The sequence below is a fragment of the Rossellomorea sedimentorum genome (genome assembly GCF_046237645.1).
GTDB classification, from domain to species: domain Bacteria; phylum Bacillota; class Bacilli; order Bacillales; family Bacillaceae_B; genus Rossellomorea; species Rossellomorea sedimentorum.
In genome coordinates this window covers 1,293,338-1,308,383 of record NZ_CP143546.1, presented here as the reverse complement: position 1 = coordinate 1,308,383, position 15,046 = coordinate 1,293,338, and the positions used below count along the sequence as shown (strand labels likewise).

At 40.4% G+C, this 15,046-nt stretch carries 17 protein-coding genes; 5 read left to right on the top strand and 12 right to left on the bottom strand.

What is annotated here, in order from left to right; genetic code table 11:
- The first annotated feature begins 23 nt into the window (after window positions 1–23).
- Window positions 24–890, top strand: coding sequence for a mechanosensitive ion channel family protein (locus V1502_RS06415; protein ID WP_409253537.1), 867 nt, complete (start codon window positions 24–26; stop codon window positions 888–890).
- An 89-nt stretch (window positions 891–979) separates the two neighbouring features.
- Here V1502_RS06415 and V1502_RS06410 read toward each other — a convergent pair whose 3' ends face one another.
- The 3 genes from V1502_RS06410 to V1502_RS06400 form a co-directional block, all read right to left on the bottom strand.
- Entirely contained in the window at window positions 980–2,101 is a 1,122-nt protein-coding gene (locus tag V1502_RS06410; protein ID WP_409253536.1) for an N-acetyldiaminopimelate deacetylase, read from the bottom strand.
- A gap of 115 nt (window positions 2,102–2,216) precedes the next feature.
- A complete protein-coding gene (gene dapD / locus V1502_RS06405; RefSeq protein WP_409253535.1) occupies window positions 2,217–2,927 on the bottom strand; it encodes a 2,3,4,5-tetrahydropyridine-2,6-dicarboxylate N-acetyltransferase in 711 nt (236 codons plus the stop codon).
- Window positions 2,928–3,010: 83 nt separating this feature from the next.
- Complete coding sequence (locus tag V1502_RS06400; protein ID WP_409253534.1) at window positions 3,011–3,901, bottom strand: LysR family transcriptional regulator; 891 nt, start codon at window positions 3,899–3,901, stop codon at window positions 3,011–3,013.
- Between the two features lie 163 nt (window positions 3,902–4,064).
- Here V1502_RS06400 and V1502_RS06395 point away from each other — a divergent pair, with 163 nt between their 5' ends.
- Window positions 4,065–4,724: a sulfite exporter TauE/SafE family protein gene (locus tag V1502_RS06395; RefSeq protein WP_409253533.1), complete on the top strand. Its 660-nt coding sequence runs from the start codon at window positions 4,065–4,067 to the stop codon at window positions 4,722–4,724.
- Window positions 4,624–4,980 (top strand): TSUP family transporter, encoded by a 357-nt coding sequence (locus tag V1502_RS06390; RefSeq protein WP_409254294.1) that lies wholly within the window; start codon window positions 4,624–4,626, stop codon window positions 4,978–4,980. Before V1502_RS06395 ends, V1502_RS06390 begins: the two co-directional genes overlap by 101 nt.
- A 229-nt stretch (window positions 4,981–5,209) precedes the next feature.
- Here the strand turns inward: V1502_RS06390 and V1502_RS06385 are convergent, their stop codons facing one another.
- The 4 genes from V1502_RS06385 to V1502_RS06370 form a co-directional block, all read right to left on the bottom strand.
- On the bottom strand, window positions 5,210–6,703 hold the full coding sequence (locus V1502_RS06385; protein ID WP_409253532.1) for an MDR family MFS transporter: 1,494 nt from the start codon (window positions 6,701–6,703) through the stop codon (window positions 5,210–5,212).
- Between the two features lie 65 nt (window positions 6,704–6,768).
- Complete coding sequence (gene cbpB / locus V1502_RS06380; RefSeq protein ID WP_409253531.1) at window positions 6,769–7,209, bottom strand: cyclic-di-AMP-binding protein CbpB; 441 nt, start codon at window positions 7,207–7,209, stop codon at window positions 6,769–6,771.
- A 150-nt stretch (window positions 7,210–7,359) separates the two neighbouring features.
- A complete protein-coding gene (locus V1502_RS06375; RefSeq protein WP_409253530.1) occupies window positions 7,360–7,515 on the bottom strand; it encodes a hypothetical protein in 156 nt (51 codons plus the stop codon).
- A 388-nt stretch (window positions 7,516–7,903) separates the two neighbouring features.
- A complete protein-coding gene (locus tag V1502_RS06370; protein WP_006836370.1) occupies window positions 7,904–8,161 on the bottom strand; it encodes a YkuJ family protein in 258 nt (85 codons plus the stop codon).
- A gap of 721 nt (window positions 8,162–8,882) precedes the next feature.
- Between V1502_RS06370 and V1502_RS06365 the strand changes: the two genes are divergently transcribed.
- Window positions 8,883–9,827 (top strand): MBL fold metallo-hydrolase, encoded by a 945-nt coding sequence (locus tag V1502_RS06365; protein WP_409253529.1) that lies wholly within the window; start codon window positions 8,883–8,885, stop codon window positions 9,825–9,827.
- A gap of 3 nt (window positions 9,828–9,830) precedes the next feature.
- The gene (locus tag V1502_RS06360) at window positions 9,831–10,082 is read left to right on the top strand and encodes a glutaredoxin family protein (protein WP_409253528.1); all 252 of its coding nucleotides are present in this window, start codon (window positions 9,831–9,833) and stop codon (window positions 10,080–10,082) included.
- A 27-nt stretch (window positions 10,083–10,109) separates the two neighbouring features.
- Here V1502_RS06360 and V1502_RS06355 read toward each other — a convergent pair whose 3' ends face one another.
- The 5 genes from V1502_RS06355 to V1502_RS06335 form a co-directional block, all read right to left on the bottom strand.
- On the bottom strand, window positions 10,110–10,799 hold the full coding sequence (locus V1502_RS06355) for a DUF3993 domain-containing protein (RefSeq protein ID WP_409253527.1): 690 nt from the start codon (window positions 10,797–10,799) through the stop codon (window positions 10,110–10,112).
- 381 nt (window positions 10,800–11,180) lie between these two features.
- A complete protein-coding gene (locus V1502_RS06350; protein WP_409253526.1) occupies window positions 11,181–11,417 on the bottom strand; it encodes a hypothetical protein in 237 nt (78 codons plus the stop codon).
- Window positions 11,418–11,477: 60 nt separating this feature from the next.
- Window positions 11,478–12,698 carry an EAL-associated domain-containing protein gene (locus tag V1502_RS06345; RefSeq protein ID WP_409253525.1) on the bottom strand — a complete coding sequence of 407 codons (1,221 nt, stop codon included), beginning with the start codon at window positions 12,696–12,698 and terminating at the stop codon, window positions 11,478–11,480.
- 645 nt (window positions 12,699–13,343) lie between these two features.
- Complete coding sequence (gene fadH, locus V1502_RS06340; protein WP_409253524.1) at window positions 13,344–14,102, bottom strand: 2,4-dienoyl-CoA reductase; 759 nt, start codon at window positions 14,100–14,102, stop codon at window positions 13,344–13,346.
- A 528-nt stretch (window positions 14,103–14,630) separates the two neighbouring features.
- Window positions 14,631–14,846, bottom strand: coding sequence for a hypothetical protein (locus V1502_RS06335; RefSeq protein WP_409253523.1), 216 nt, complete (start codon window positions 14,844–14,846; stop codon window positions 14,631–14,633).
- Window positions 14,847–15,046: the final 200 nt, after the last annotated feature.

Sequence of the window (15,046 nt, the reverse complement as noted above, 5' to 3'; positions counted from 1 at the left end):
AAAAAATAGAAAGGATGACCTTAATGGACTATATCTTAGGCTTTAATGGAGTTACAGAAAGAATTTATGATTTTGACTGGACAGGCCTGTTCATCACAATTGGTATTTCTGCTCTGCAGATCATTGCCATTTATATCGCCTTTTTAATAGTAAAAGGTTTCGGAAACAAAGTTCTCGAGCGTGCTTTCAGCAAATACGGAGAACGGAACAACATATCTACTGCCAGGGCTCAAACATTGGAGAGCCTTGCAAAAAACATATTTGCCTATGTTTTGATTTTCATTTTCTTCGTTACGATACTGCAAATTTTCGGCATCGAAGTAACAGCTATTCTCGCTGGTGCCGGAATAATCGGCTTAGCGGTTGGATTTGGAGCACAGGGTCTTGTCAGCGATGTCGTGACCGGTTTTTTCATCTTACTTGAAAAACAAATCGATGTCGGTGATTATGTGTCAACAGGAGGCTTTTCAGGGATCGTCGAAGCTGTTGGGTTACGGACTACACAAATCCGCAGTTTTGATGGTACATTGAATTTTGTACCTAACAGGGAAATTACAAGCCTGAGCAACCATTCCAGAGGAAACATGAGAGCGCTTGTTGATATCGGGATTTCCTATGACGATGATATTGATAAAGCCATTATGGTTCTTCAACAAGTATGCGATAAAATTGCTGCAGAAGATGAGAACATTGTGGATGGACCTAACGTTATCGGTGTCCAGTCACTTGGTGCTTCTGATGTTGTCATCCGGGTCATCGGGAAAACCAGAAACATGGAGCAATGGGGAGTGGAACGCAAGCTTCGTAAGGCACTTAAAGAAGCGCTTGATCAGAACGGTATTGAAATCCCATTCCCACATCAGGTTTATATTGAAAAGAAAGAACAGTAACAGAAAGACAGCTCCCGGAATTCCGGAAGCTGTCTTTTTAGCTTTAAATAGAAAAAATGGCTGCATATCCCTTATCAAGCAAACATTCATTATAAGGTGTTGATATAATCCGTTACAGTAGATATGGCAAATTCGATAGCCCCTTCATCAGGGTTAAGCATGGCGTGATGGAGTCCAAAGTCAGAACTAACGCCGAGCCAGAACATGAATCCAGGTATTTCTTCAAGCATGTACCCAAAGTCCTCGCCGGTCATCGCTTCCTCACAAATGACCAGGTTCACATTCTGTTTTTCTTTAAGATAATCTATAAACCTGCTGGTCGCTTTTTCATCATTATAGACCTGGCGGTACATACTGCCATAATCAATTACAGCTTCACAGTCATAACCGACTTCAATTCCTTTAACCAGCGCTTCGATCCTTTCTTTTACGCTTATCATCGACTCTGCCGATAACGTCCTGATTGTTCCTTCAAGCCTTGCTGTTTCAGCTATGATGTTTTGGACAGTCCCGCCGGTTATTTTCCCGACTGTTACCACTGCACTATCCAGAGGATTGATATTCCTCGATACAATCGTCTGCAATTGAGTGACAAGCATAGAAGCTGCCACGACCATATCCTTCGTATGATGAGGATATGCCGCATGGCCCCCTTTACCCTTTAAGTCAATAAATAGCTCAGATGTATTGGCAAACAGCAAACCTTCTTTTAATGCAATTGTACCTACTTCATATTCCGGTGCAATATGGAGACCGATGATAAAGTCAGGCTTCCATTCTTTCATAGTGTCACTTTCCAGCATCGGCTTAGCCCCGCCTGGACCTTCTTCCGCAGGCTGAAAGATAAACAACAGGTCATCTTGTATTGGGTTGTGAACAAAATGAGTAAGAATCCCCAAAGCAATACTCATATGAAAGTCATGGCCGCAAGCATGCATCCTTCCAGGGTGTTCTGAACGGAATGGAAGGCCAGTATTTTCCTCTATAGGCAAACCGTCTATATCTGTACGATATCCTATTAATTTCTGCGGATCCAATCCGTTCACCCTGACAAATAAGCCTGTTCGCCACTTTCTTACTTCAAGCCTTTCTTGGGGGAGGGTCTGGATATATGAGAGCAAATAGTGTTGGGTTTTATGTTCTTGAAAACCCAATTCAGGAATCTTATGGAGTTCTCTTCTTATTTCTATAAATGGACTCTTAGCTGACATCTATTCAGCTCCTTTCTCCAAAGTTAAATCACCTAAATTACCTATATAAAAGGACTGATGCCGGATGGCTTTCAGTCCTTTTGTATCCACTTCCCTTGTGCGGGGGATGAAGACTTTACAATTGTCTTAACTCTTGCTTGATTTCAGTCTTAGACTTGGTTTTTTCATCGATTTCTTTAATGACTTTAGCTGGAGTTCCAGCCACTACAGTGTATGGCGGCACGTCTCCTACTACAATGGCACCAGCAGCGACAACGGCACCTTTACCAACCGTCACACCTTCCAGGATGACAGCATTGGCACCTACAACTACATCGTCTTCTACCACAACAGGTTTCGCTGAAGGCGGCTCGATAACACCCGCAAGTACTGCACCTGCTCCGATGTGGCAGTTTTTGCCGACAGTAGCACGTCCTCCAAGGACAACATTCATGTCGATCATGGTTCCTTCACCAATCACAGAACCGATATTGATGGAAGCTCCCATCATGATTACAGCATTATCACCGATTTCTACCTGGTCACGGATAATTGCACCCGGTTCAATCCGTGCTTTAATCCCCTTCAAGTCAAGCAGAGGGATAGCTGAATTGCGGCGGTCATTTTCCACCACATAATCTTCAATGTTATCTTTGTTGCTTTCAAGTGCTTGTGAAATTTCAGCCCACTCACCGAACACAACACCTGATTCGCCATTGATGAAGCTTTTCGCATTTTCACCAAAATTGATATCTGAAAGATTCCCTTTCACATAAACTTTAACCGGTGTAGATTTCGTACTATTTTGAATAAATGAGATAATCTCATTTGCATCCATTTGCTTCATTCTAAAACCCCCTAGAAAATATGTATATATTCAGAAATCTAGTATTCACTTTAACAAATTAAAGGACAAAAGACAAGAATTCGCTATAAAATTGAATTACTATTTTCTTCTAAAAATTCCTCTACTACTTCTACAAAGGCTTTCACCTGCTTCAGTTGAAAAGCAGAATCATAGCCGAGCAGCCATGTATCTCTATGAATGGAGCCCTTCTTTTCATCCATCAAAGGAATCTTGTACAGGTTTTCCTCTGCTCCGTTCAATGTAATCGCCGGCAGGATCGCATAGCCAATTCCATTAAAGGTCATCTGTTTACAAGTTTCAATTTGATCCACCACAATGGTCCTTTTGGGAACAGACTGAAACTGCCGGTGCCACCAGTCCTGAATTTCCTGGTAATAGTTAGAATCACTTTTAAACTGAATGAAAGGGCGGTCCGTTTCCAGAACCTCCTCCACTTTCTGGATTTCCCTGTCCACAAGATACAGCCTATCTGTAAACAAATGGTACTTAGGCCCTTTCCAATCTGCCGTTCCCCTGATGATACCTATATGTACCTCATCTTCATATAATGCTTCCAGGATCTCACTGCTCCAACCCGTGATTAATGATATCTTTGCGTGAGGATAGGTATCGACAAACTTTTTTAACACTTGAGGGAGCCAGTTTTGTCCTACAATGGAAGCACAGGCAATCTTCAAGGTTCCATGGACCTGGGACTGGAGGGCTTGAATTTCTTCCTTCACCTTTTCTTCTTTATGAAGCATTTCCTGTGAATGCTTCACAACAAGTTCCCCCGCAGGCGTCAGCGACAAGCCTTTTTGAGATCTGATAAACAGCTTTGTTCCCCACTCTTTTTCAATGTTTTGCAATCTTTGAGACAATGCAGGTTGGGAAACGAAGAGCCTTTCTGCCGCCTTCCTCATATTCATTTCTTGTGCAAGGACGGACATTAATTGATATTCAGAGAAAGCCATGGCCGACTTCACATCCCTTCAATAAGTTTTACTTATATTATAGATTAATTTTAATGTAATTTCATTATGACCTTAGGAGAAATAAACTAAAAATATAGAAATTAAAAAACAGTCGCACCTTTTAACCATTCTTTACTACCTTCCAAAAGAGAGGGGAGTCTACATGTTTATCATTTTATTGGCGACCGGATTCTTTACATCTTTAATTGGTACAGTTGCCGGGAGCGGGGGATTGATCGGGATGCCCGTGATGTTGTTGGCAGGGCTGCCTGTCCACTCAGCCATAGCTGTGGCCAAATTTTCCAATACACTCAGCTCATTTTCAAGCTTCTCCTATTTGTTAAAGAAAAAAGAAATAAAGTGGAGAGAAGCGCTATCCATCCTGCCATTTGCATTTGGAGGCGGACTGGCAGGCGGGATTACAGCCGGCTTGCTTCGAGAGAGAGTCATGGAATTCATTGCTGTCTTTTTACTGACTTCAGCCTTTTTTATCAGCTTCGTAAGAAAACCTTCAGAATCAGCTGACAATCCTTCCACCGGCCTTAGAGGGATTGGTCCCTCCTTGACTGCCATAGGTTTTTATGATGGAATGTTCGGTCCCGGACAGGCAACCATGTTGATGCATACCTTTTTATATAAGGCTCTTTTCTATTTATTATTAAGTTCAAAGATATGGCCAGAATTCACAGAAATTATCTTGATCAGCAAGAAAGAAAAGAGCTATTCACCCTTTCAGAGAGAAAAGCCCTTGTACCAAAGGGAAAAATCCGGCCCTTTGGATTTTTCCGATAGCAACAATCTATACGAAATCAGCTTTATATAAAGGAGTCTCTTACCTTAAATCTATCGCCTTTACAAGATTTCAAACCTTCGTTTCTTGTTCAGCCGCTTTTTTAGCCTATTTATTTAACGGACATTTTATTTGGCAGGCAGGACTGGCATTTTGTCTAGGAAGCATAATCGGAGCACAAACCGCAGTTAGATTCGCAGGTAGAGTTCCTTTGAGAACAGCTAAGCTGATGATCAATGCCATGACACTTATCCTCATTTTAAAGATTATGTATTCATTGCTTTTATAGGAAAGGAATAAAAGCCAAAGCGCCCTAATTGGCCCCGACGCGCAAATGTTCCAAAGAGAAATATTTTATTCTCTTCAGGTTATTGTCCCCGAGGGCTGGGTTACGTTCCAGTGGGTACGTACCCTCGGACACTAAAGCTAGACGCGGATAATACTGTTATACGTTATCCACAAATGGTGATTCTTTTTCCTAAAACAACTAAAAAGCCTCCCTTAGTCAAGGGAGGCTTTCAGGTCTTCCTTGGCAGGAACAAAATAAGCGCCAAGCTTAGTAGGGCAAAGAACAAGACACCTGAATAAACCCAATGAAGCGAGAAGGTGAGCCCCGACTGAAGGGTTTCTCTCATAGGCGTACTCAGGGCCGATCGTTTTTCTTCATCCAGGAGCATGTTGACTACATCGATATCAGCATTGGTGTTTTCCTTTTTTTCCAAATACTGTTTGATTGAGCTGTTGAGAATTCCCCCTAGCAAGGCAGCCCCAAGTGAACTTCCAATGCTTCTCATGAACATATTGGCAGCCGTGGCAATTCCTCTTTGCTTCCATTCAACCGTACTCTGAATCGATACGATAAATGACGTTGAAGTCAAACCCATACCTGCACCTATAAAGAAAGATCCGACAGCAGCCCACACAGGACCCGAATCAGCGCCCATGGTGACAAAAAAGATACTGCCGATAATTAGTGAGATGCCGCCCAATAAAGATGTCTTATAATATCCTATTTTCAATAGCAGCCTGCCGGCCACCGTTGCTGCAATTGGCCAACCAATCGACATGGTTGTCAATGTAAAGCCGGCCACCGTCGGACTCCGTTCCATGACGCCCTGTACAAAGGCAGGGAGGAAGCTGGAAATTCCGATCAGCATGACACCGGTGGTCAGGGAGACTATATTTGCGATAAAGATTGAGCGCTCCTTCCATATGCTAAAAGGCATCATGGGTTCAGCGGCTCTTCTTTCATGGAAGACAAACAATACAAAAAATATGAATGCGACAGACAGCAGTCCAAGAGCCAGTGGTGAATCCCAAGGGATATGGACCCCTCCCTCGACTAAGATAAACATCAGCGTGGATATGGATATGGTCAGTAATATAGCCCCTGGATAATCGATCTTATGCTTCTCTTTATTGATATCTTCATGTAGAAACATCCAAAGTGCGGCAATGGATAATACTCCTAGGGGTGCATTGATCCAAAAAACATAATGCCAGCTGACATATTCAACAAGAAGGCCGCCAATAGCAGGACCACTTATGGCTGAGATTCCCCAGACAGACGACAGATATCCTTGTATCTTCGCCCTTTCCTCCTTTGTATAAATATCACCGACAATGGTAGTTGCCATTGGCAGGACAGCCCCCGCTCCGAACCCTTGAATAAGCCTGAAGACAATCAGCTGCTCCATCGACTGGGAAAAACCGCAAAGGATCGACCCCGTCATGAACAATATAATTCCAAAGGTGATGATCGGCTTTCTTCCAAATAAATCTGACAGTTTTCCATATATCAAGACTGTGACAGCATTCATTAGCAGATAAGCTGAAAATACCCAACTGTATAATGAAAATCCGCCGAGATCCCCAACAATGGCAGGCATGGCTGTCGATACGATTGTTGCCTCAATTGCTCCCATAAACATAGCAAGCATGACAGCTGCCAAAACAAAAGGCCTTTTAGTCCTTTGCGCAGCCTGTCCAGTTAAACCACGCTCAGCATCCATGTCAATTCCCCTCTCCTGACAGTTCTGGCATCAGTAATAAGAGCCCCCGGAAAGGGAGCTCTGTATCATGTTTCATTATGTAAGTTTCGGTTGAGTTGTTTCAGAATTACCCTTCTCGTCATGATTCCCTCAAAAAACCCTTCGTCGTCCACCACACACAAGAACGGACGATCAATCAAAAGCTCAAGTGCTTTCTTAAACTGTGTTTGAAGAGAAATTGTCGGAAAGCCGACTTCCATAACTTCATCAACCTTCTTTTTATCCAATTTATCAAACTCGATATGCTCCAAACCCAGAATTGAATCAGTTATTAAACTTGAGCTGATTAACCCCTGCAGGCGGAATTGAGGGTCGAGTACAGGAATGGACGAATAACCGCTTTTCGTTAAGACGAGCAGTGCGTGTTCCAATGTATTTGTCTTTTGTACATGCGCTACCTTTTCTGACGGGATGATAAAGTCGGCAATATTCGCTTCTAAGAAATCCTTGCTGTATAAAGAAAACATTTTTAACCCCTCACTCTCGTAGATAAAAGCCGGCTTCATGATCTTCTGCACTTCGCATAGAATTGACCTTCAGAGTTCATGAAAGTCTCCATGTAAGCCGACTTTAATTGTATCATACTTTTGTAAACATGGCGGGGGCAAAGAAACCGCTTACCCTTTTTTTGTCATGATGTTGTGTTGGTGATATTGGCAAAAAGGGCAGTCATACATAACATTTTGATTTGATAAGGCTGTGAGCACACGTTCAATGTCTTGTTCCTTCCTGCATTCCGGACAGACAATCTTAGGATTTTTATGTTTATTCATAATCAACACCTCATTTTTAATGTCTGTCAGAAAAAAGGATTCTATTCCTTGTGCCCTTCTCTCTAGGCCGGAATACATCAGCCTGTCCTTTTGGTTCACTGGTTCTAAGACCTCAAATAAAAAAGGCTGTATTCGTATAGATTGTTGCTATTGGAAAAATCCAAAGGGGCCGGATTTTCCCAACAGGTACAAAGGCTTATCCCACTGAATAAGGTGATTAGCTCTTTTCTCTCTTATTTACCAGGATAATTTCTATGAATTGTCGCTATATCTCAGGAACTTTATAGTAAATAGCAACAAAGTTTTAGAAAAGCCCCATAAAAAAAGAAAGTCATCACATTATTTTGTGATCACTTTCTTTTTTTGCAGCTTGTCCCTTGCAGGGATATTACTGTGAATTTTCTTTTTCTTCTTGAAGCAGTTCAAAGATTTCAATAGCCGTGATATCGATATCATCGAATGGATATTTGTTGGCTTTCTTATCATCAGTGTATACTTCTAATTCAAATGTATCTGTATTAGAAAAATACTTTACCTGACAAAGTTTTTTACCATTCACTTCAAAAAATCGCTGTTGAGTTTCACCTGTATCTGTACCATCCTGCAATGATTTTAAGCGCTGAATGATTCCCAGAAGCTGAGACATTGACCGTCTCTCCTTTCATCACTTCATTCTTTCTTATCTTTCACATTATCCTTTTTTCTATCCTTTCAGAAGATGGGATAATCAGCATCTGTCTGGAAGGAATTCTAACTAGAAAACACATACCACTCTATCACACCTTTAAACATAACACCACCACTTTCCCTTCTCAAGTAAAAAACAGAATTTTTTGATTTTCATTTTGAATTGTCTATAATTAGATATGGTTATATAACTTAGAGCGGCAACGGATTCATTAAAGTTTTTTAATAATCTCTTTACGTAAATATTGTTGCTATTTGAATGAATTCGTGGATTTCCGCTACAGGTGCGCTACTCCGCGGGGCGGGCGTTGAGCCTCCTCAGTAGGTAGGGTCCGTTCCGGTGGGTACGGACCCCGGGGGTTACGTTCCGGTGGGTACGTAAACTAGGTCTCACCTGTCATCAAATGTGGAAGCGCCCTGATAAAACCCGACAGGCAAATGTTCCTGAGAGAAAAAAGGTGATCTTTCCTTTTATTCTCTCAGGGTTATTTGACCCCGAGGGGCTGGGTTACGTTCCAGTGGGTACGTAACCTCGGGCGCTGGAACTAGACGCCCGCTAGTCCCGCAGGAGATCGCACACCTTCCGCTGCAATCAACCTACAGATTCAGAAAGGTTAATGTAAAAAGCCACACTCTTTAGAAAACAGCTTTTAAATAACCTAATTAAAGGAGACCGGAAAATGATTATCAATCGTGAGGACAGGATATCAATTATTGATTTATTTGATTTGAATGAAACTTTTAGAACGGGTGCATATGTAATTAAAGAAGACGACATCACTATAGTTGAAACCTCTGCGAGCCCCTCCATTCCTTACTTAATAAAAGGACTGGAGGAAATGGAAATCCCGCTGGAGCATGTTAAAAATATCATTGTCACCCATATTCATCTTGATCATTCGGGGGGAACCGGTTTGTTTCTTGAAAAATGTCCGAATGCCTCTGTAATTGTTCATGAAAAAGGGGCACGGCACCTCATCAATCCGGAAAGACTCGAGGCTGGCGCCAGACAGGTATACGGTGAGGACTTCGATCGATTGTTCCATCCTATCGTACCCGTTCCTGCTGAAAGAGTCATCATTAAAAGACATAATGACAAACTATCCATTAGTCCTGACTGCACATTGACATTCTATGATACCCCAGGTCATTCACGCCATCACTTCAGTATTTATGACAGCAAATCCAAGGGAATTTTTGCTGGAGATACAGCCGGAATAAATTATGGATACTTACTGGAAGGAGAATCCCTTTATTTACCCTCTACATCACCGAACCAGTTCAATCCCGAAGAAATGAGACAATCCCTTGAGCTTTATGAGACATTACCTTTGGAAAGAATATACTTTGGACATTTTGGGATATCTGAAGAACCTCTTAAAGCTTTGACAGACATAAAGGAATGGTTGAAAATATTTGTGAAGACCGCTATGGAGATCTGCAGCACTACCAGTCCTGAAAAATCTCTTGAAGTTTTAACAGAGGCAATGAAAAAAGAAGTACTGGGTTCAAATAAAAAACTTGAAAATAATGAAGATTTCATGCGTCTGTTGAACTTGGATATGAGGGTTTCAGCGATGGGGTTGATTGATTATTTAAAGAGAAGTAAAAAAAAGGAAGTGTAAAGATTGAAGAAACATGACATCACCGTCTATACTCAACCGGATTGCCCGCCTTGTTCTTTCGTAAAGGAACTATTGTCCAACAACACAATTCCCTACACGGAAAAAGATATCAGGAAGGACCACCATGCAAGGAAGGAACTTATAGAGAAATATAAGGCTATGTCTACACCAGTGGTGATTATTAATGAACAGATTTATTACAGCTCTGATCTGTCGAGGCTTCCGGAGGCTCTGGGATTAAGCAAAAAAAATTGACACCAAACGTGTCAAAGCTAAATTACCTTAAATTACATTGATCATACTTTGATCAACATCCAGAAAATAACCTTGGAATATTCTGTATTGTTTATTCATGTAAATAAATGAATGGGGAGAACCAAAACTCTCCCCTTGTACTGTTTCCAGATCCTCTTTGCTTTTCACCGGTTCTGGTACATCACTGCCTTCGCTTCCTTCAAGTTCAGCTGGAAGTGTAAAGAAGATGTCTTCCACTTTAAGCACACCATTTTCTTCTGCCAGCTTTACCCCTTGATAGCCGTCCTCAAAGTAAACAGGACCTTCCTCATAAGTGATATATTCAAACAAGTACACTGTATCACCCTTTTTAACAGCCTTCGTTTTATCACTGTATGAGAAGTTAGGGATATAGTAAGCTGCAAAATCAGAACCAAAAGTCTGGAAAAATCCTTCTTTTGTTTCAATAAGATTTTCCATCAGGAATTTACCCTTGAAATCTTCAGTAAAATGAGTATCTAAAATGGCATGAATCTCTTTCATCGTTCTAGGTTTTTCACTAAGGGAAACCTGTTTATCAAATGCCGACTGAACTCTCTCAACTATCGAGTCCTTGTCCAATGCAGTAGCCGGTTCAATGATAATCATGCATAAAAAGGCTGCAATTATAACGGCAGTTAACTTCTTTATTTTTTTCATTTTCACTACATCTTCTCCCCCTTTGGATTTCTTTTCCATTGTAGCAATCCTTGCTTGTCGATAGTATGTAAATCGTTCGTTTTTAACTAACAAAAGCAGACAGTTTCATTGCTATTTTTCATTTATTCTGTTCCCTTTTTTGGATATATGTAAAACAAAAAATAACCAAAAGAATAATTTACCAATCATACACATCAAAGTATGAATGCAGGCAACAAATGCGATATTTATTCAGGGGTAATCCCGCATCTTTTTTTGAACTGAATTGCTATGTTGCATATTCCACCCTATTTTTAGTATTTCTTTATCTTGTAATCAAATGTTGTTAAATAAAAAACGGAGGACCAAATTTTTTGATTTGGTCCTCCGTTTATTTTTTTATCTTAGTTTTATACTCGTAAAACAGAACTCTTTATTTCCTTATCTATACGCAAACGCATAGAAAAGGATAAACAGTATTACAATGACCGCTGAAATTAAAAAGGCAAGAAAAATTGGATTGCGGGTATAAGGATGTTCCTGGACATTTTCAGGTAAATCAGTATCTAATTCATTTTTTAAAGCTTTTTGCTGCCGGGCAACCTTTAAGGTATATACTAAGGAATAAACGAGTATTCCAGCGCTCAATAAAATTAGGATAAGAATAAAGCTGCTCATTACACCACCCCTTAGAACGTTTAAGGTTAAGGTGCCCGTTATTGCTGTAACTATTCCAGCCTAATAAAGAATGCCGTCCTGGTCATACAAAAAATCATAAGACAAATCCATAAACAAATATTGATTTTCTCCTAACGGATAGGAAAACGTCCTAATGGTTTCACCCGTTTCAATATCACTATAGGAATCAGACAATAAGCCGGCATTCTTATTTTGCATCCTCATGATATTTTCGAGAAAATATGGCCGCCAGCTCCAATTCTTTCCTTTAAACTCCGGAAGCCGTTCCCACTCCTTCTTCGTTCTGACAAGGTTGTCGGTCAGCTGAAATCCATTTTCATCACAAATATACAGACGGAAAAATTTATCTTCCACATTCCTGGCAAGGTTGAGAAGCAGAATATCCAGGCTTTTTGCCTGCTTCTTCAACTCGGTGATGTACTCGTTGGTCTCACGTTGAAGAAGTTGTGATAGATTGTATACCGCCTTTAAATGTCTTTTTTCATGTTCAATATAGTTCTGGCACTTATTCTTTAATTTCTCTCTTAATACGTCTTTTCCCAAAAAATTTTCTGAAGGTTTTTGCAGGTAGAATCCCTGGTAATATCTCCCGCCGTTCTTCCAGGCGAAGTGAAGCTGATAGTCAAGTTCTATATTTTCAAAGAGAAGCGTCGAACCAATTTTCCTTGCCAGCATGGAAAGGCTGTATAATATATTATGAAAAGTAGTGTTGCCTGCTTCTTTCCGTAAATGCTGGAGATCCACTTTTAATATATCGGGGCTGACTTTAGCAAGCCTTTCCCACTGATCGCTGTCCCCGCCTATATTATCAATCGCTATTTTTATTCCATAAGTTTTGTAATAATGAATCAAATGAAATAGCTGCTCGAAATCTCCCCTGAATGTTTTTTCCGATATTTCAAGAACAATCTGCTCCATCTTGAGTCCCTTTGCACAAAAGGACAATAACAGCTCAAGAAGGGATTCCCCTTGATCAATCATCAACAGATTAGCGTCCCTGTTTACAAAAAAACATTCAGTTACATTATCGTTCAATGATTTTTCCAGAGCATTTGACAATATGTAGTTATCGACTTCCAATCTGTACTCATCAGGGATATCATCATCAAGAAAAAAAGGCCCTAAACTGACTATCCCCTCTTCCCCGTGGTATCTCCCCAATATTTCATACCCCATGATAGTATGTGCATCCGCACTGAATACGGGCTGAAAATAGGGAAAAGTCCGGTCTATATTTGCCATGATTTCCAACGGATCCATTTCAACCACTTCCCATAAGATAAAATATTTATGAGTATATCATATCCGTAAGAAACTTTGACGTGAATTTTTTCAAATAAAAAATAAAGCCTTCTGAAAACCGTTTTAGAAACAACTCCACTTTCATCTACTGATTATGTCCCCACTGTACCAACACTGGGTGCTGATTTTTGAGAAGCAAATGAATGAAGCAGATTTTTTTCCTGAATTGTGATTAACCTCTGATTGTTGTAATAAGGGAAGTTTTTCCCCTTATTCTGCGGAATAGGGCTAAGTTCAGGGAATATAAGGGGAATTTTTTCCGTTAAGGCAAAGTAAATTGCCCATTTTCATGCTTTAGAAGCAAATAGGGGGAATATTTCTCTCTATTTGCTCTATTTTTCGAGATATTTCCTCAATAAGAGGAATTTCTCCCCTTATTTTGTTAGCTTATTTCATGGACCTTATCGTATACCTTAGAAATCGCTAACCAGCGCTTTACTTGGTATAAAAAATGCTTGGAGCATACCTCCAAGCATCTTTATTTTTCAGTTTTTTTGTCAAATTGCTTTTAAGTTTTGGTGCGAATTACTATACAATTCATTTCTAGTACTTCAAAACAAAACCCCTTAGAAAAATCGGGCTGGTTCCATTTAATAATTGTATTTAAAACGGAAAACGGTTAAGCCACTGGCCCCCATCCATTGTGATACATTCACCATTAATATAAGAGGCGCTGCCGGATGCTAAAAAGTATGCCAGTCCGGCGATTTCTTCAGGCGTACCCAATCGTTTCAGCGGAACACTGTCAATTGTTCTTTTAGCAGCTTCCTCTGATTCCCATAGCTTCTCCGCTCCCCCTGTCCTTTCGATAGGACCAGGCGCGATTGCATTGGTCCTGATGCCATATTTGTGCCCCCACTCAACAGCAAGTGTCCTCGTAAGTGACAGCACCCCCGCTTTTGCTGCCGCGGAGTGGGCCACCCCTGCTCCTGCGTTCCAGGCGTATGTAGCAACCATATTAATGATGTTCCCTTTCGTCCCGCTGTTTATCCAATAATTTGCAGCAGCATGAGAACAAAAGAAAGTCCCATTCAGCACGATATCAATAACAGACTTCCAGCCGTTTGGCGATAGCTTTTCAGCAGGCACGATAAAATTCCCTGCAGCATTGTTTATCAGGGTATCTACACTTCCAAATTTATCAGCTGTGAATTCAATCATCTTAGCAGCATGTTCAGGCTCTCTTACATCCATTTGAAAGACCTCAAGGGATCCTGGCAAGGAAGAAAACTCTTCTTGAACCTCTTGAAGACGTTCCTGGTTTCTTCCTGTTATCACCACATTACATTCTTTTTCCAGAAAATGCTTAGCCATATACTTCCCCATTCCATTGGAACCACCAGTAATAATGATTGTTTGCATTTCTTTCCCTCCTATATGAATGAATACTCACTCATTATCTATATGTCAGAATTATATAACAATTATACTCCATTGAAAACAATTACACGAAAATTTTGAAAGAAACAGAATCACTGTTTGTTCCAAACTCGTAAATATTCGGTTAAATATGAGCACTTTTCTTTTTCATCAAAAATGTTTTACCTCCCTGGATCAAAATCAAAGGAACATGGAAGCTGATTCAGGCAGTTTCGTTGCAGAATTATATTTGATATTTTGCTAAGGTTGTATTCGTATAGATTGTTGCTAGCGGAAAAATCCAAAGGCCGGATTTTCCCCTCGTCTACAAAGACTTACCTAACTGAACAAGGTGATTAGCTCTTTTCTTTCTTGTTTACCAGGAACATTTCTGTGGATTATCGTTATATCTCATGAACTTCATAGTAAATAGCAACAAAGTTTGTAGAAAAAAGCATTTGCTAAACAATAAAAAGCCGACGTGAAGTTTCTCACAATCGGCATCTTTAAAATATATATAAGGTTGTTAAGTTATTCCTGGCTATTGACAAGAACCTGATGAAGCTTTGTCAATGTCCGGATTATCGTCTTTTTGCGGTTGTACCCCTTAGAATCGACAGTGAGGTCGTTTAATTGTACAAAGACATGCCCCCAGGATCCAAATGGCTTAAATCCATATACGTAAACCTTGACTTCCCCCTGATCTGTCGGCAGGATGATCATTTCCATATGTTCTTGCTTTGTCATAAGACATACTCCTTTGCTGTGGCTCTGTTAAAAAAATGTTGTTTTCCATCCAGGCATGCGATTTTTCCTGTGATCGGTGCACAAAGTTCCGATCAACCTGAATAAAACAACATTAAGCTTGAACAGAGCATTGCTGTTAACACTCGGCTAGCAACGCTATATTACCATTACAATTAAAGTAAATTATCTTCCGGTCATTG